This is a genomic window from Variovorax sp. 01N429, assembly GCF_056399425.1.
In genome coordinates this window covers 239,034-254,355 of sequence record NZ_JBFTRG010000007.1, presented here as the reverse complement: position 1 = coordinate 254,355, position 15,322 = coordinate 239,034, and the positions used below count along the sequence as shown (strand labels likewise).

Here is a 15,322-nt window from a genome sequence, read left to right as displayed (position 1 = left end):
TGACAACGCCTCAGCGTTGCTGTGTCGCGTGCTCTTTCATCTTCGCAAGCGTGACAGCCAGGGCCGCGCCACCGATCATCTTGATGAGTCCGGCGTGCTGTGCATAGAACTGGCCGACCTGATCGACGATGCCCGGATGCGCCTGTTCGGCATGCGCCGCGATTTCGGTGACCTGCGCTGGCGTGAGCTGCGAGGCCTGATCGGGGGTCACCTGAGTCTGGCCCGGCGCCAGCACGCGCCCCAGGGCGCCGCCAGCCACGGCCGACGCTGCCGCCGGGCCGAGCGTGGCGAGGATCTGGTTCAGCAGGCCGGCTTGCTGCGATGACGACGACACGTTGAAGAGCTTTCCAACCATGTCCGCGAATGGCGGCGTCTGGTCGGATTTCATCGCGGCGGCGAGGCCCGCGCCGAGCTGGTCCGTGGAAGCGTTCTGCACGACCTGATCGAAGTGCGCTTCCGGATTGGCGCCAAGCGCCTGCTGCAACAGATCGAGCAATCCCATGGCGTTCTCCATTTGTCCGTTTGTCTGGTTGCCTAGTGGTTCAGGCGATGAGTTCCGACGGCACCTTGCCGCCGTTGGCCGCCAGCTTGGTCATGACCTGCCGGTGCAGCCAGACATTCATCTTGGCGCTGTCGCTCGTGTCCGCACCGTAGCTCAATTCTTGCGCGAGCTGTTTGCGGGTTTCGAGGCTGCTGTCCAGGCCGAGCAGTTTCAACAGGTCGACGATCGACGTGCGCCAGTTGAGATTCTTTGCGCCGGGCATCCCGTCGAGCAGCGCTTCGACGTCGACCACCGAGATGGCGGCCGGGGGCGCAGCGGCGGCTGACGCTGACGCTGCGGGAGCGGCCGGCGCTGCAGGCGCCGGTGCTTCTTGCGTCGGGGCGGCGGCTGCATGCGGAATGATCTTGGCAAGAATGCTGCTGAAAATGCTCATGGGTTTTCCTCAAAAAGAGTTGGGACTGGCGGCTGGTTCATTCTGCGACGCGGATGTGACGTGTTTGGAAGGCTGCAAACTGTTACTGGTCGCTTCCATGGCGGGATTGGTACTGGTTCAGTGAGGGGTTGCTGGCGGACTGGCCGCCATGGACTCGCAGGTGTATCCGGGCTGCACCGACACAAACCGGTCGACCACCATATGTTCCCGCGCCGGGCCTTCCATTGGATCCATGGTTTCGAGGCGGCCGTCGACGTTCGCCAGCAGGGGCGCCTTCGGCTCGGAACGCCACTGCATGTAGGCGTGCTCCAGCGCGAGATAGTCGCCAGTCATCGCCACGGGCCACCGGGTGCCGGTCGCGCAATCGGTGAAAACGGCCGAATCCGCGAAGTAGACGAAGTCGCCGCGCCAGCGCACCGGCTGCGCTTGCGCGTTCAGCGCGAGTGCGCCAGTTGCGCCGAGCACGCAGGCGATGATCCATTTCGGTCTGAGCATCCGATCGCCTTTCATCATTCATCTTTCATGTGTCTCAAGGACGAAACCGTGCGACAGCTTAAGAGACGCCCACACAACCCGCAAGGCGGGCGAAGATGTGCAGGATCGCGTAGATCGCGTACAAAGCGATGACTTTTTTTCCACGATCTCCCGGAAGGCGTTTGCATGGCCAGTTCTCCGTTCGAACCCGATGACTCCATCGATGCCAGCGACGAGGGCGGCATGCGCAAGGGGCTGACCAGCTACGGCGACCAGGGCTTCTCGCTGTTCCTGCGCAAGGCTTTCATCAAGGGCGCGGGATTCACCGACGCGGCGCTCGACCGACCCGTGATCGGCATTGCCGACACCGGCAGCGACTACAACCCCTGCCACGGAAATTCGCCGCAGCTCATCGAGGCGGTCAAGCGCGGCGTGATGCTCGCGGGTGGATTGCCGATGGCATTTCCGACGATCTCCATCCACGAGAGCTTCGCGGCGCCGACCAGCATGTACCTTCGCAACCTGATGTCGATGGACACTGAAGAGATGCTCCGCGCGCAGCCCATGGACGCCGTGGTGCTCATCGGCGGCTGCGACAAGACCGTCCCGGCGCAGCTCATGGGTGCGGCGTCCGCGGGTCTTCCGACGATTCAGCTCATCACCGGGTCGATGCTCACGGGCAGCCATCGCGGCGAACGCGTGGGCGCGTGCACCGATTGCCGGCGGTACTGGGCTCGCTTTCGTGCCGATGAGATCGACGCCGAAGAGACGGTGGAAGTGAACAACCAGCTCGTGGCGAGCGTGGGAACATGTTCGGTGATGGGCACCGCCAGCACCATGGCCTGCATCGCTGAAGCGTTGGGCATGACGGTGCCCGGTGGCGCGTCGCCCCCGGCCGTCACGGCCGATCGTGTTCGCATCGCGGAGCAGACGGGCGCGCAAGCCGTGCAGATCGCTCGCGAGCGGCTGACCATCGACAAGGTCCTGACAGCTGCCGCCTTCGAGAACGCGATGAGGGTGCTGCTTGCCATTGGCGGGTCGACCAACGGCATCGTGCATCTCGCGGCGATTGCCGGGCGCGTGGGGATCGACATCGATTTGCAGACGCTCGATCGCATGGGCCGCGAGACGCCCGTGCTGCTGGATCTCAAGCCTTCGGGTCAGCATTACATGGAAGACTTTCATGCGGCTGGCGGCATGGCGACCCTGTTGCGCGAGCTCAAGCCGCTGCTTCGTCTCGAGGCACTGACGGTCACCGGTCGCACGCTGGGGGAAGAAATCGAACGTGCCGGGCCGGGGTTTGCGCAGGACGTGGTGCGGCCCATCGGCCGGCCGATCTATCCGCAGGGCGGCATCGCGGTGCTGCGGGGAAACCTGGCACCGGGCGGCGCGATCATCAAGCAGTCGGCGGCCGATGCAGCGCTCATGGAGCACGAGGGCAGGGCAGTCGTGTTCGAGAACCTCGAAGACCTCGCGCGGCGCATCGACAGCGATGATCTCGACGTGATGCGCGAAGACATCCTTGTGCTCAAGAATATCGGCCCCAAGGGCGCGCCGGGCATGCCCGAAGCGGGCTACCTGCCCATTCCGCGCAAGCTGGCGCGTGCAGGCGTCAAGGACATCGTTCGCATCTCCGACGGCCGCATGAGCGGCACGGCCTTCGGCACCATCGTGCTCCACGTGACGCCAGAATCGGCCATCGGTGGCCCGCTCGCGCATGTGCGCAGCGGCGACCGCATCCGGCTCAGCGTTGCCAACCGTGAACTGTCGTTGCTCGTCGACGACGACGAACTCGCGCGCCGCGCCAACGAATCGCCGATCATTCCGCCGACGGCCGAACGCGGCTACCGCAAACTTTTTCTTCAGACGGTCACGCAGGCCGACCAGGGAGCCGACTTTGATTTCCTTCGCGCGCCGAAGGCTGGAGGACGTCCATGACTCAGATGACGCAGTATTGGTTGATGAAATCCGAACCCGACGATTGCTCGATCGACGATGCCATTGCGGCGCCGAACGCCACCGTGCCCTGGACGGGCGTTCGCAGCTGGCAGGCACGCAACTTCATGCGCGATGCGATGCATGTGGACGACGGCGTGCTCTTCTATCACTCGAGCTGCCCGCAGCCGGGCATTGTCGGCATCGCGCGTGTCGCATCGGGCACCCGTCCGGACCCGACGCAGTTCGACCCAGCCTCGCCGTACTACGACGCTGCTTCCAAGCCCGAATCGCCGCGTTGGTTGCTGCTGGACGTGCAGGCATTGCGCAAGACGCGCCTGCTGGGATTGCCCGAGATGCGTGCAACGCCCGCGCTCGCGGACATGTTGGTGCTGCGAAAAGGAAATCGGCTGTCGATCACGCCGGTCGATGAAGCGCATTGGCGTCTGATCACCGAACAGTTGCTCGCCTGATCAGAGGCTCTGGATGACAGCGAGGATGTTCCCCTCCGTGTCCTTGAACCACGCCGCCATCGCGCCGCCCTGCGTCACGATGCCGTCGGCGTCCTTGCCGGGCATGTCGTAGTCCTCGAAGACCACGCCGCGCGCCTTCAGTTCGGCGACTTCCTTTCGGATGTCTTGGACCTGCCAGAAGGCCTGGCTGGCGCGCGAGGTTCCTGCATTCGGCGTGGGGTACAGAAACGCCCCAGTGCCGCCGCCGAACTCATAATGCACTCCGCCGCCGAGCTCGGCCTTCGGCTTGAATCCGAGCCTGTCTTCGTAGAACTGCCTGGCTCGCGCGACGTCCTTGGCGGGGATGTAGGCATACAGAGGGGATTGCTGTAACACGGCATGCTCCTTGAGTCCTCGAACGGCAGATATTGTGCGCCCACACTGGAGTAAGTCATGACCCTCGCTTTCGAATCGAAGTACCAGAGCAAGCGGATGTCCGCTGCCGATGCGGTGCGACTGGTCCATGACGGCGACACCATCATCGTGCCGACGGGACCGGGAGAGCCGCCGCACCTGCTGACGGCTTTGTCCGAGCAGCGTCGGGAATTCCGCGACGTGCGCATTTCCCAGATCCTGCCGCTCGGGAAGTTCGGCTACTTCGACCCGGAGACGGTTCAGCATGTGCGGCATGTCGCGTACTTTTTCGGGCCCGCATCGCGTGCGGGTGGGCAGGACGGATGGAGCGATTACGTGCCGGCCAATTTCTCGGAGCTGCCGGTGCTGATCAAGCGTGGCCTCACGCCGGCCGACGTGGTGTTCAGCATGGCTTCGCCGATGGACGAGGAGGGCTACTTCTCGCTCGGCCTCGCGGCCGACTACACGATGGCGGCCGTCGGCGAGGCGCGAGCGATCGTGCTCGAAGTCAATCCCAACGTGCCGTATTCATATGGCGCCTGCCGCGTCCATCTGTCGCAGGTGAGTGCGCTCGTCGAATCAGACGACGAGCTTCCGGTCGTCGGCCTGCCGACGATCGGCCCAGTCCAGGAGGCCATCGGCAGGCAGGTGGCCGAAATGATTCCGGACGGTGCGACCCTGCAGATCGGCTATGGCGGCATTCCGGACGCCGTGGTGATGCAGCTCACGCACAAGCGCGACCTCGGCATCCACACCGAGATGGTGGGCGACGGCATCCTCACGCTGGTCGAAGCCGGCGCGGTCACCAATCGGCTGAAGAACATTCATCCGGGGCGCATGTTCGCGACTTTCGCGCTGGGCTCCAAGCGGCTCTATCAGTTCATGCATCGCAATGCGATGCTGGAGCTGCACCCGGTCGACGTCACCAACGATCCATTTCTTGCGGGTCAGAACGACCACCTCATCGCCATCAACGCGACGATGCAGGTGGACCTGATCGGGCAGTGCGGTTCCGAGAGCCTCGGCTTCTCGCCGGTGTCCGGAACGGGCGGCCAGAGCGATTTCGTGCGGGCCGCCAATCGATCGAATGGCGGCAAGGCGTTCATCGTGTTGCCGTCGACGGCCAAGGGCAACAGCATTTCGCGCATCGTACCGACGTTGAGCCCGGGCACTCACGTCACGACGAGCAAGAACGACGTCAACTACGTGGTGACTGAATACGGCGTCGCGCAGTTGCGCGGCAAGAGCGCCAAGCAACGCGCCGAAGCGCTGATCGCGATTGCGCATCCGGACTTTCGGGACGAGCTTCGCGAGGCGGCGCAGAAGATGCGGCTGGCCTGAGCCACGCCGGAGTCAAAGCAGCGACAGCAAGTGGTCGATGTTGACCGGCTTGAGCAAGTGGTGGTCGAAGCCCGCTTCTTCGATGCGTTCGCGGTGGCCGTGCTGGCCCCAGCCGGTGAGCGCAATGAGCTTGATCGCCGCGCCATCGGGTTCCGCCCGCAGGAGCCGCGCCAGGTCGCATCCATCCATGCCAGGCATGCCGATGTCGAGGATGGCGGTTTCCACGGGGTTCAGCCGGGCGAGCCGCAGGGCCTCTTCGCCGCTATAGGCGACGAGCGATTCGGCACCCATCGACCCCAGCAACTCCGAGAGGCTGTCGGCGGCATCGCGGTTGTCGTCAACGACCAGGATGGTTCCCTCGAGCTTGGCCATCGCGCGGCTGCGCTGCTCCGCGCGAGCATCGGTGACGGCGGTCTGCCTGGCCAGCGGAAGGCGGACCGTGAAGGTGGCGCCGCGATCGAGCCCTTCGCTCGCCGCTTCGACGCTGCCGCCATGCAGTTCAACCAGGCTCTTGACGAGCGTCAGGCCGATGCCAAGGCCGCCTTGGGCCTGCCTCGCGGTTCCGCTCACCTGCACGAACATGTCGAAGATCGAAGCCAGCATGTGGGGCGCGAGACCGGTTCCTGAATCGGTGACCTGCACCACGGCGCGGCGGCCTTCCGAAAAGGCCTTCAGTTGCAGCCGGCCGCCGGCGGGCGTGTACTTGGCCGCGTTGTTCAAGAGATTCGAGAACACCTGTGTCAAGCGAACCGCATCGCCCTGCACGACCAGCGGCCCGGACTCGATGTCCAGCGACAGCGAATGCCGGGCGTTCTCGATCAACGGCCGGCTCAGCTCCACCGCATCTTCGATCACGGCTTGCAGTCGCACCGGGCTCCGGCGCAACTGGATCTTGCCGCGGGTGATGCGCGATACCTCCATCAGGTCGTTCACCAGGCGCACCATGTGGTCGACCTGCCGCCGCATCAGTTGGTGGTACTTGTCGGCCTCTTCGGCGGAGAACTTCTTGCGCGCTAGCAGCGCCAGCGCCGTACTGAGCGGCGCCAGCGGATTGCGCAACTCGTGCGCCAGCGTCGCGAGGAACTCGGTCTTGCGCTGGTCCGCATCACGGAGCCCGTCGAGCAGCGTGCGCAGTTCATACTGCCGCCGCCGCGAGCGCATGGCCGTGCGCACGGCGCTGACCAGTGAGGCCACCCGCATGGGCCGCTCGATGACCGTGACGTTGGGGATCTCATCCATGACATGCACGATGGCGCGCGTGTCCATCCCTTGACGCGCAAGGACGATCACGGGCACGTCCGACCAGGGTGCCTGCTGCGCCAGCGTGGCAGCCAGCTCGGCCATCGCGGTGCCTGCGATCACTTCCTCGGCCAGCAGGAGGGCGCCGGCGCCGGCGGCGAACTCGTGTGTCAGTCGCTGCATGGTCTCGCAGGTGAAAGCTGTGAAACCGGCGCGCTTCAACACGGCGCTCGCCATCAATGCATCCCTGGAGGTCGCCGTCCGCAACAGGATGCGGAAGTCGAGTTCCGTCTCGCAATGGCTCACGTTTGGGCCCGAACCCCGTCAAGCGGGATGGGAATGCCCGACAGGATGCCGCGGAAGTTGCGCAGCGGTGGCCCGACACAAATGCCGTTGCTGCCCAGTGAGAACGAGCGGATGCTGCGCTCATGCGCACCGCCGCGCTTCTTGAGCACCGAGATCGCCTGCCGCACTTCGCCTTCGTCCTCGAAGTAGCGCAGCAGCACCACCGAGTCGGCAAGGTAGCTCGCATCGACAGGCGTCTGCATCTGCATGCCGATCAGGCCGTGCTGCGCACCGATCAGCATCGTCGCGACGCCGGCCTGGCCCAGATAGGTCAGCAGCTCGTGAAGCTGGACGATGAGAAAGCGCTCGTCGGGCATGGCATTGAGATAGCCATTCAGGCTGTCGATGATGACGACCGTCGCGCCATGGTTTGCCACGACCTCGCGAATTTCGTGCACGAATTCGCCGGGCGAAAGCTCTGCAGGGTCGACCTGCCGCACGCGAATGGCGCCTGAATCGAGGTGCGGCCCGAGGTCCATGTTCATCCCGGCGCAGCGCGTGCGCAAGGTGTTGATGCTTTCGTCGAAGCAGAAGAGGGCTGCGCATTCGCCGCGCATCGCTGCGGCAATCGCAAACTGCACGGCAACGGTCGATTTGCCGGTGCCGGGAGCGCCGACGAAGAGCGTGCTGGTTCCCCTCTCGATGCCCCCGCCGAGAAGGTCGTCGAGGGCAGACAGTCCGCTGGGCATGCGCGTCTGCTCGATCGGGGTCGCGTGTTCCGCCGCAATCAGCCGCGGGAACACCTGCAGGCCGCCGCGCACGATCTTGTAGTCGTGGTAGCCACCGCGAAACGCCATGCCGCGGTACTTGGTGACGGTGAGCCTGCGCCGCGCCAATCCGTAGTCGGGCATCACTTGCTCAAGGCGGATGACTGCATGCGCGATGCTCTGGACTTGCAGGTCGTGCTCCATGGCGGTCATGTCGTCCAGCAGAAGCACGGTGCACTGCCGGCCTGAGAAAAACTGCTTCAGCGCCAGAATCTGCCGCCGATAGCGCAGCGAGCCACCGGCCAGCAGGCGCAGCTCCGACAGCGAATCGAAAACGACCCGCGTCGGCTTGATCACATCGACGTCGGCCAGGATCTTCAGCGTCGTTTCGCTGAGCTCCACCTCGGACGGATGGAACATCGTGTATTGCTCGTCGGGCTCCAGGGCGTCGTGAGCGGGCAGCATTTCGCGGATCTGGATGGCACCCAGATCCCATCCATGTGAATCAGCCACGCTCTTGAGTTCGCCCGTCGTTTCGGAGAGGGTGACGTAGAGCACCGATTCGCCCTGCGACGCGCCTTCAAGAAGGAACTGAATGGCCACTGTGGTCTTGCCTGCGCCGGGCGCTCCCTCCAGCAGGTAGAGCCTGTGGGCCGTGAGGCCGCCACCGAGGACGTCGTCCAGGCCCGGTACTCCAAACTGCAACAGAGGGGTCAAGGTGGCCGCTTTGGTGGCGGCCGGGATTAGTGCCTTCATTCAATCTCCGGATTGCGGGAGGTTAGCGCAGCAACGCGACGCGTGATTTTGTATGCGATCGCGAGAGCTCGATGTGAGGCGAGGTACGAGGCCGCCGTAGGAGAGCATCGCGGCATGCGGCGGTGGCCTACATCGGCCCGGCTTGTGTGCTGTCACGCTACGGCGCCATGAGTCAGGACATGGGCGGCCTCGACGCCGCAGACCCCCTCGATCGCGCCAGCGCACTTGCCGCCTTGGTCGTGGCCGGCCGTGCGTCGACGGCGACGCTGTTGCGCGCACTTTCAAGCACCCAGCCCGAAGCGCGCGAAATGGCGGCGGAGGGACTCGCCGAGGTCGCGGATCCCTCAGCCGCCGAAGCGCTGGCCAGCACGCTGGACGACGCCGAGCCGCGGGTCCGTGCGCGCGCAGCGCAGGCGCTGGCGTCCATCGGCGACCCTCGCGCGTTGGATGCGCTCGTGCGCACCATCGACGACTATCCGGATGAACTTCATCCACCCCATACCGTTGCCACCTATGTGCTGATTGCACGCGGCCGTGATGCGTTGCCTGCCGTCGTGCCGTTGCTCGGTGCGCCCAACCCGCTCACGCGCCAGCGCGCATACGTCGTGCTGCGGACCCTGGCCTCGGCCATGCCCGAGGCCGGTGAATGGGAGCCGTTGTGGGAATCACTCGGTACCTACGATCCGATGGAGCCGGATCGGGCCGTGCGTGAAGCTGCTGCTGCGCAGTGGCGGCAGTGGGTCGGTATGCACTGCGAGTCGCAGCTCTATTCCGCCAACTCGTCGAGGATCGGGCAATCAGGTCGCTCATCGCCATGACAGCATTCGGCCAGGCGCTCCAGCGTACGCTTCATGGCCGTCATTTCCTCGATGCGGCGATGCAGGTCTTCGGCGTGTGAAAGCGCGATGCGCTTGACGTCGGCGCTTGCGCGGCCCTTGTTCTGCCAGAGCTTCAGGAGCTCGCCGATTTCGGCCATGCTGAAACCCAGATCGCGCGCACGCCGGATGAAGCGCAGCGTATGCACGTTGCTCTCGGTGTATTGCCGATAGCCGGCCTCGGTGCGCGACACATTCGGCACGAGTCCGAGCGACTCGTAATGCCGCACCATCTTCGCGGAAACGCCAGAGCGTGCCGCGGCCTCGCCGATGTTGAAGGGGCCCATGGATGTTCCTGCAGCTCTCATCGCGCATTGCCTTTCCAGCGCCGCAGCAGCAGCGCATTGCTCACCACGCTCACGCTGCTGAAAGCCATCGCGGCGCCCGCGATCACCGGGCTCAGCAGTCCGAACGCCGCCAACGGAATGCCAACCACGTTGTAGGCAAAGGCCCAGAACAGGTTTTGCCGGATCTTGGCGTAGGTGCGGCGTGAGATGTCGATCGCATCGCCCACCAGCGCCGGATCGCCGCGCATGAGCGTGATGCCCGCCGCGTGCATGGCAACGTCGGTGCCCGTGGACATCGCGATGCCCACATCGGCGGCAGCCAGCGCGGGCGCGTCGTTGATGCCGTCGCCGACCATCGCCACGCAGTCGCCGTTGGACCTCAGTTGGGCAATGATGTCCGCCTTGTCTTCCGGCAGAACTTCCGCGCGAACGGTGTCGATGTCGAGCGCGCGCGCCACGGCTTCGGCACTGCCGCGGTTATCGCCGGAGACCAGTGCAGTGCGAATGCCTTGCGCATGCAATTGCCGAATGGCTTCGGCGGCAGATGCCTTGGGCGTGTCGCCGAAAGCAAGCATGCCGATCAGCGTGCGGCCATCGGTCAAGTCCGCGAGCCATGAGACGGTGCGGCCTTCTGACTGCAGCTGCGAAGCGAGTCCTTCGAGCGTGCCGAGCGGCACCGACAACTCCTGCATGAAGCGGCTGCTTCCGAGTCGCATCTCATGGCCCTCGACCACAGCCGACATGCCGCGCCCCGCAATCGCTCGCACGGCGTTGGCGCGCGGGATTTCGATGCCGGCGTCTTTCGCTGCGGCGAGCGTCGCACGCGCCAGGGGATGTTCGCTGCCGGCCTGAATGGCGGCGCTCGCGCGCAGCAACGAATGCGTGTTTCCGTCGACGGATTCGCAGGCAATGAGCACCGGGCGCCCTTCGGTCAACGTGCCGGTCTTGTCGAACGCGACGACCTTGACCTTGTGCGCGACTTCGAGGGCTTCAGCGTCCTTGATCAACACGCCATGCCGCGCGGCAACGCCGGTCCCGGCCATGATGGCAGTCGGCGTCGCAAGACCCAGCGCGCAGGGGCAGGCAATGACGAGCACCGCGACGGCGTTCAATATGGCTGTCTCCCAGTCGCCTGCTGCGATGCCCCAGCCGATGAAGGTGAGCAGGGCGATGCCGATGACGACGGGCACGAAGACGCTGCTGACCTGGTCCACCAGCCGCTGGATCGGCGCCTTCTTCGCCTGCGCGGATTCGACCAGCCGAACGATGCGCGCGAGCGTCGACTCCGCGCCGATCGCGGTCGTCCGGATGAGCAGCAGCCCCTCGCCATTGACTGAGCCGCCCGTGACGGCGTCGGCCGCCTGCTTGGTGACCGGCAGGCTTTCGCCGGTGATCAGCGACTCGTCGACTTCGCTGTTGCCTTCGACGACCCATGCATCCACCGGCACCCTTTCGCCGGGCCGGACGACCACGAGGTCGTTGATCCGGACCTGCTCCAGGGGCAGGTCGTGCTCGCCGTCTTCTTTTCGCACGCGGGCTCGCTCCGGGCGTAGCGCGTTGAGCGCGCGGATGGCCTCGGTGGTCTGTCGCTTGGCGCGTGTTTCCAGCCATTTGCCGAGCAGCACCAGGGTGATGACGACGGCCGACGCCTCGAAATAGAGATGCGACATCCCCTCGTCGGCCGGGGTGAAAAGCAGGAGATAAACGCTGAGTCCATAGGCCGCGGACGTGCCGAGCGCAACCAGCAGGTCCATGTTGCCGGCGCGCGCCTTCAGCGCCTTCCATCCCGATCGATAGAAGCGCGCCCCCAGCCAGAACTGGACGGGCGTTGCCAGGGCGAATTGCAGCCAGCCGTCGAGCATCCATTCTTCGCCGAAGAGAATGCCGAACATCGGCAACACGAGGGGTGCGGAAAGGATGGCTGCGACGACAACGGGCCAAGCATCGTTGCGCCCGCGGTGCTTCGCCGGCGGCGCGCCTGCAACGGGCGTCTCGCCGCCATGGGGGGGCGGGGCCTCTTCCTCGCCGACGCTGTAGCCCGCCTTTTCGACAGCGGCCCGCAATGTGGCGAGTTCGACCGAGCCATCAGTGCGTACGTTCGCCGCCTCCGTCGCCAGATTGACGCTGGCTTCGGTGACGCCGGGTACGCCGGCCAGCGATCGTTCGACCCGCGCGACGCAGGACGCGCAAGTCATGCCTTCAATGGGAAGCGACCACTCGCGAAGCCCGTTCGATGCGCCGGGCGAAAGCGCCAAGCTGTTGTTCATTCGGTTTTCCTGTCTGTTTCGTGCTCAATGCGAAGTGCCGTGAGTTTCAACCTTTCCATGATGGGAGGGTCAAGTGGGGTCAAGTGGGCCCAGCCGCTCCGTCGCATATTGGCCTTTAGTACTACATCGAAAGTTATTTAGTATTTTTTGTTACGTCCACGTATTCTTCCGGGATCACCTCAAGGAAGTCTCATGGGAGCGAGCGAAATCGACAAAATCACGGGCCTGACCGCCGATTGCCGGATGTGGGTGGATGACCCCGCGGGCTTCACGACCCACAAGGTCGGGCGGCTGCATCACACCTATGACCGGCACCCGCTATTCCAGTTGACGGAACTCGAGGCGCTCGCGAAAGAACTCGTCCCGCTCAAGCAATGCCGCTTCGTGAGACCCGGCATCACGCAGGCTTCGGGCTTTGCGCATGACAGCAATCATCCGGACGGGCGCAGCATCGAGGAGGTTTTCCGGCGCATCGAGGAGCCGGGTTCATGGATCGCGCTCTACGACGTCGAAGCCATTCCGCGATATCGGGCGCTGCTCGAAAACGTGCTGGACAACGTGCGCGAAACCATCATGCGAGAGCAGCGCGGGATCTTCATGGTCACCGGCTTCATCTTCATCTCGGCGCCGCCTTCGGTGACGCCGTTCCACATCGACCGTGAGAACAATTTCTGGCTGATGCTGCACGGACGGAAAGTGATGAACGTCTGGGACCATACCGATCGAGTGGTCGTGCCGGCCGAGGCGGTGGAGGACTACATCGTCGCCCACTCGGCGCGCAAGGTCCGGCTCAAGGATGAGTTCCGCGCGCGCAGCCATGAATTCGAGGCGCGGGCGGGGGATGGCATCTACTTCCCGAGCACTTCGCCTCACATGACGCGCTCGGACCCGGATTGGACGGCGCCCGGCGACCGCGTGGCGATCTCGATCGGCGTGAACTTCTACACCGCGCATACGCGCAAGACAGCGCGCATTTACCAGTTCAACCGGCTGATGCGCAAGTGCGGCCTGTCGCCAGCGCAGCCGGGGGAGTCGCCGGTGGCGGACGCGCTCAAATCGCCGCTGGGCAAGGTCATCGGCGTCGCCCAGTCGACGCTGGCGCGCGTGTCCTATGCGATGAAGACGAAGAACGCGCTGGGCTTCAAGCCGCCGCCCGGCTCCTATTGAACTTGGACCGAACGCCCGCCCTCACTGGCGCATCATGTCGCGCGGTGAAACCGGCGGTGCGTCGTTGCCCCAGGAGCCGCGAATGTAGGTCAGCACGGCTGCCACATCGCTGTCGTCCAGGACCGGGCTGAAGGGTGGCATGCCGTAAGGGCGCGGATTGCCTCCGGTCGAAGGGAGGAAGCCGCCGTGCCGCACGATCTGGATCAGGTTCACTGCCGAATCCATCAGTACCGCGCGGTTGCCCGCGAGCGGCGGATACGCGCCCTCGGCACCCTGGCCCGAGTCGCCATGGCAGTAGGCACAGCGCTGGTCGAAGATTTTGGCGCCCCGTTCCATGGTGCGCGCATCGCGCCGGATCGGAGCGGTCCGCGCCGCGGCGGACGCGGTGCTCGGCAGTGCCTTGAGGTACACGCCCATTGCGTGCAGGTCTGCCTCTTCGAGGTGCTGGGTGCTGCCGAACACGACGTCGGCCATGGGCCCCATGACGGAGCCGCGCGCGGACCGCCCGTTCTTGAGCAGCTCGGCCACATCCTGCGGATCCCAGTCCGCAACCCCTGCTTCGCGGTTGGAGGTGAGCGAAGGCGCATACCAGTTTTCCATCGCAATGAGCCCGCCTGAGAGACCCAGTTTCTCCTGAGTGGCGCCGAGCACATTGCGGCTGCCGTGGCATGCAATGCAATGGCCGAGGCCTTCGACCAGATAGGCGCCCCGGTTCCACTCGGCTGATTTGGCGGTGTTCGGCGCGAAGGTGCCGGGGGTGAACGAAAGCGCCCGCCAGACCGCAAGCGCCGGTTGTGTGTCGTAGGGAAAGCGCAATTGGTGGGGAAGGTTGCGCATGGGCGAAGGCGGAACACTGCGCAGGTAGGCAAAGATCGCGTCCGAATCCTCGCGCGTCACGCGCGTGAAGTTCGGATATGGAAACGCCGGATAGAGCAGACGCCCGTCCTTCGAGCGGCCGTTGTGCAGGGCCCGCCAGAAGTGGTCGGCGCTCCAGTTGCCGATGCCCGCCTTCGGGTCGGGCGTCAGATTGCTCGCGAAGACGGTGCCGAAGGGCGTCTCGATGCCGACGCCGCCAGCGTACGGCGCGCCGCCGAGCGCGGTGTGGCATCCGGCGCAGTTGCCCGCCAGCGCCAGATAGCGCCCGCGTTCGACCTGGGCCGGCGAGGGATCGAAGGCGGCAGGTGTGTCCGGCAGCTTGTCCTCGCCGCGCAGATTGAGTCCGATGATGGCGAGTCCCGCAAGAACAGCGAGCGTGATCACGAAGGTCAGCAGATAAACAAAGCGTCGCATGGCGGCTCAGTTGTTGTTCAGCGCACTGCACGCCATCGGGACGGGGCTCGGCGCGTTGGCCTGCGGCTTCGGGTTGGCAGGCACCGGCTGCATCGCGAGCCAACTCGCCGCCGCGTTGATGTCGGCCGACGTGAGCTTGCGGCCCACTTCGGCCATGCAATCGGGCGCGAGCGCGTGGCGCTCGTTGGTGATCCAGGCGCCCAGCTGAGATGAAAGATAGAGGCGCGGCAGGCCCACAAGCGCGGGAATGCCGGGCAGCACACCGGTCAGTGCTTCGCCGTGGCAGCGAACGCAAGCCGGGATGTCGCGCGCGGGATCGCCCTGGAACACCAGCGCCTTGCCGCGCGCCAGCATCTCGGGCGTGGCGTCGGTGGTGGTGGGAACGGGCGGGTAGGGTAGGTCGATGGACGAAAAATACTCGGCGATCTCGCGCAGATAGGCATCCGACAGATGCCGCACCATGTGGACCATGTCCGAATTGAAGCGACGGCCGTCCCGAAAGCTCTGCAGCTGGTTGAAGAGATAGCCCGCCGGCTTGCCGGAAAGCCGAGGGTAATAGCCCGCCTCGGTGCTCGAACCCTCGCGGCCATGGCATGCAATGCACGCGGCGACGCGCTGTTCGATGGTGTCGGGAACGTGCCCCGGCGCAGGCGGTGCGGCAAGCGCCGGTCCCGGCATGGCGCAAGCGGTGAGCAGGGCGGCAAGAAGACGGGGAATGTTCATTCGGAATTCATTGGCTGACATCGAGCAGGCCGGAGCGTAACGCGATTGCGCCACGCGAAGTCGGACAGTTCGCAGTGATTTTCAGATCGTTCCGGTGCCGCAGAAAAGGCGGCAC

The 15,322-nt window shown here is 65.1% G+C and carries 15 protein-coding genes; 5 read left to right on the top strand and 10 right to left on the bottom strand.

What is annotated here, in order from left to right; genetic code table 11:
• Positions 1-10: 10 nt before the first annotated feature.
• The 3 genes from AC1DSF_RS15240 to AC1DSF_RS15230 form a co-directional block, all read right to left on the bottom strand.
• A complete protein-coding gene (locus tag AC1DSF_RS15240) occupies positions 11-502 on the bottom strand; it encodes a hypothetical protein (protein ID WP_478127014.1) in 492 nt (163 codons plus the stop codon).
• A gap of 40 nt (positions 503-542) precedes the next feature.
• Positions 543-935: a DUF3597 domain-containing protein gene (locus AC1DSF_RS15235; RefSeq protein ID WP_478183056.1), complete on the bottom strand. Its 393-nt coding sequence runs from the start codon at positions 933-935 to the stop codon at positions 543-545.
• A 117-nt stretch (positions 936-1,052) separates the two neighbouring features.
• Entirely contained in the window at positions 1,053-1,430 is a 378-nt protein-coding gene (locus AC1DSF_RS15230; RefSeq protein WP_478183055.1) for a hypothetical protein, read from the bottom strand.
• 165 nt (positions 1,431-1,595) lie between these two features.
• On the opposite strand from AC1DSF_RS15230, the gene AC1DSF_RS15225 reads away from it, so the two are divergent.
• Together AC1DSF_RS15225 and AC1DSF_RS15220 are read left to right on the top strand one after the other, a co-directional pair.
• Complete coding sequence (locus AC1DSF_RS15225; RefSeq protein ID WP_478183054.1) at positions 1,596-3,347, top strand: IlvD/Edd family dehydratase; 1,752 nt, start codon at positions 1,596-1,598, stop codon at positions 3,345-3,347.
• A 5-nt stretch (positions 3,348-3,352) separates the two neighbouring features.
• A complete protein-coding gene (locus tag AC1DSF_RS15220) occupies positions 3,353-3,817 on the top strand; it encodes an EVE domain-containing protein (protein WP_478183085.1) in 465 nt (154 codons plus the stop codon).
• Here the strand turns inward: AC1DSF_RS15220 and AC1DSF_RS15215 are convergent, their stop codons facing one another.
• The gene (locus AC1DSF_RS15215; RefSeq protein ID WP_478127010.1) at positions 3,818-4,192 is read right to left on the bottom strand and encodes a VOC family protein; all 375 of its coding nucleotides are present in this window, start codon (positions 4,190-4,192) and stop codon (positions 3,818-3,820) included. It abuts the gene before it with no gap.
• Positions 4,193-4,249: 57 nt separating this feature from the next.
• On the opposite strand from AC1DSF_RS15215, the gene AC1DSF_RS15210 reads away from it, so the two are divergent.
• Complete coding sequence (locus AC1DSF_RS15210) at positions 4,250-5,551, top strand: acetyl-CoA hydrolase/transferase family protein (protein ID WP_478145708.1); 1,302 nt, start codon at positions 4,250-4,252, stop codon at positions 5,549-5,551.
• 12 nt (positions 5,552-5,563) lie between these two features.
• Here AC1DSF_RS15210 and AC1DSF_RS15205 read toward each other — a convergent pair whose 3' ends face one another.
• On the bottom strand, positions 5,564-7,096 hold the full coding sequence (locus AC1DSF_RS15205) for a hybrid sensor histidine kinase/response regulator (RefSeq protein WP_478183053.1): 1,533 nt from the start codon (positions 7,094-7,096) through the stop codon (positions 5,564-5,566).
• Complete coding sequence (locus AC1DSF_RS15200) at positions 7,093-8,598, bottom strand: ATPase domain-containing protein (RefSeq protein ID WP_478183052.1); 1,506 nt, start codon at positions 8,596-8,598, stop codon at positions 7,093-7,095. The genes AC1DSF_RS15205 and AC1DSF_RS15200 overlap by 4 nt, the downstream gene beginning before the upstream one ends.
• 122 nt (positions 8,599-8,720) lie before the next feature.
• On the opposite strand from AC1DSF_RS15200, the gene AC1DSF_RS15195 reads away from it, so the two are divergent.
• The gene (locus AC1DSF_RS15195) at positions 8,721-9,416 is read left to right on the top strand and encodes a HEAT repeat domain-containing protein (protein ID WP_478183051.1); all 696 of its coding nucleotides are present in this window, start codon (positions 8,721-8,723) and stop codon (positions 9,414-9,416) included.
• On the opposite strand, the gene cueR is transcribed toward AC1DSF_RS15195, so the two are convergent.
• Positions 9,365-9,760, bottom strand: a complete 396-nt coding sequence (gene cueR, locus AC1DSF_RS15190) for a Cu(I)-responsive transcriptional regulator (protein ID WP_478183050.1) — start codon at positions 9,758-9,760, stop codon at positions 9,365-9,367. The two genes, AC1DSF_RS15195 and cueR, sit on opposite strands and share 52 nt — an antisense overlap.
• Positions 9,761-9,777: 17 nt before the next feature.
• Positions 9,778-12,027 carry a heavy metal translocating P-type ATPase gene (locus tag AC1DSF_RS15185; RefSeq protein ID WP_478127004.1) on the bottom strand — a complete coding sequence of 750 codons (2,250 nt, stop codon included), beginning with the start codon at positions 12,025-12,027 and terminating at the stop codon, positions 9,778-9,780.
• Between the two features lie 192 nt (positions 12,028-12,219).
• On the opposite strand from AC1DSF_RS15185, the gene AC1DSF_RS15180 reads away from it, so the two are divergent.
• Positions 12,220-13,194 carry a cupin domain-containing protein gene (locus tag AC1DSF_RS15180; protein ID WP_478183049.1) on the top strand — a complete coding sequence of 325 codons (975 nt, stop codon included), beginning with the start codon at positions 12,220-12,222 and terminating at the stop codon, positions 13,192-13,194.
• Between the two features lie 21 nt (positions 13,195-13,215).
• Here AC1DSF_RS15180 and AC1DSF_RS15175 read toward each other — a convergent pair whose 3' ends face one another.
• Positions 13,216-14,484 carry a cytochrome c gene (locus AC1DSF_RS15175; RefSeq protein WP_478127002.1) on the bottom strand — a complete coding sequence of 423 codons (1,269 nt, stop codon included), beginning with the start codon at positions 14,482-14,484 and terminating at the stop codon, positions 13,216-13,218.
• Positions 14,485-14,490: 6 nt separating this feature from the next.
• Positions 14,491-15,207, bottom strand: a complete 717-nt coding sequence (locus AC1DSF_RS15170) for a c-type cytochrome (protein WP_478127001.1) — start codon at positions 15,205-15,207, stop codon at positions 14,491-14,493.
• Between the last annotated feature and the right edge of the window lie 115 nt (positions 15,208-15,322).

Excerpts from the sequence above, each read along its gene's own strand:
- AC1DSF_RS15210 (WP_478145708.1), top strand. The coding sequence starts at position 4,250 with ATGACCCTCGCTTTCGAATCGAAGTACCAGAGCAAGCGGATGTCCGCT.
- AC1DSF_RS15185 (WP_478127004.1), bottom strand. The coding sequence starts at position 12,027 with ATGAACAACAGCTTGGCGCTTTCGCCCGGCGCATCGAACGGGCTTCGC.
- cueR (WP_478183050.1), bottom strand. The coding sequence starts at position 9,760 with ATGGGCCCCTTCAACATCGGCGAGGCCGCGGCACGCTCTGGCGTTTCC.
- AC1DSF_RS15200 (WP_478183052.1), bottom strand. The coding sequence starts at position 8,598 with ATGAAGGCACTAATCCCGGCCGCCACCAAAGCGGCCACCTTGACCCCT.
- AC1DSF_RS15225 (WP_478183054.1), top strand. The coding sequence starts at position 1,596 with ATGGCCAGTTCTCCGTTCGAACCCGATGACTCCATCGATGCCAGCGAC.
- AC1DSF_RS15180 (WP_478183049.1), top strand. The coding sequence starts at position 12,220 with ATGGGAGCGAGCGAAATCGACAAAATCACGGGCCTGACCGCCGATTGC.
- AC1DSF_RS15230 (WP_478183055.1), bottom strand. The coding sequence starts at position 1,430 with ATGCTCAGACCGAAATGGATCATCGCCTGCGTGCTCGGCGCAACTGGC.
- AC1DSF_RS15170 (WP_478127001.1), bottom strand. The coding sequence starts at position 15,207 with ATGAACATTCCCCGTCTTCTTGCCGCCCTGCTCACCGCTTGCGCCATG.
- AC1DSF_RS15240 (WP_478127014.1), bottom strand. The coding sequence starts at position 502 with ATGGGATTGCTCGATCTGTTGCAGCAGGCGCTTGGCGCCAATCCGGAA.
- AC1DSF_RS15220 (WP_478183085.1), top strand. The coding sequence starts at position 3,353 with ATGACGCAGTATTGGTTGATGAAATCCGAACCCGACGATTGCTCGATC.
- AC1DSF_RS15175 (WP_478127002.1), bottom strand. The coding sequence starts at position 14,484 with ATGCGACGCTTTGTTTATCTGCTGACCTTCGTGATCACGCTCGCTGTT.
- AC1DSF_RS15235 (WP_478183056.1), bottom strand. The coding sequence starts at position 935 with ATGAGCATTTTCAGCAGCATTCTTGCCAAGATCATTCCGCATGCAGCC.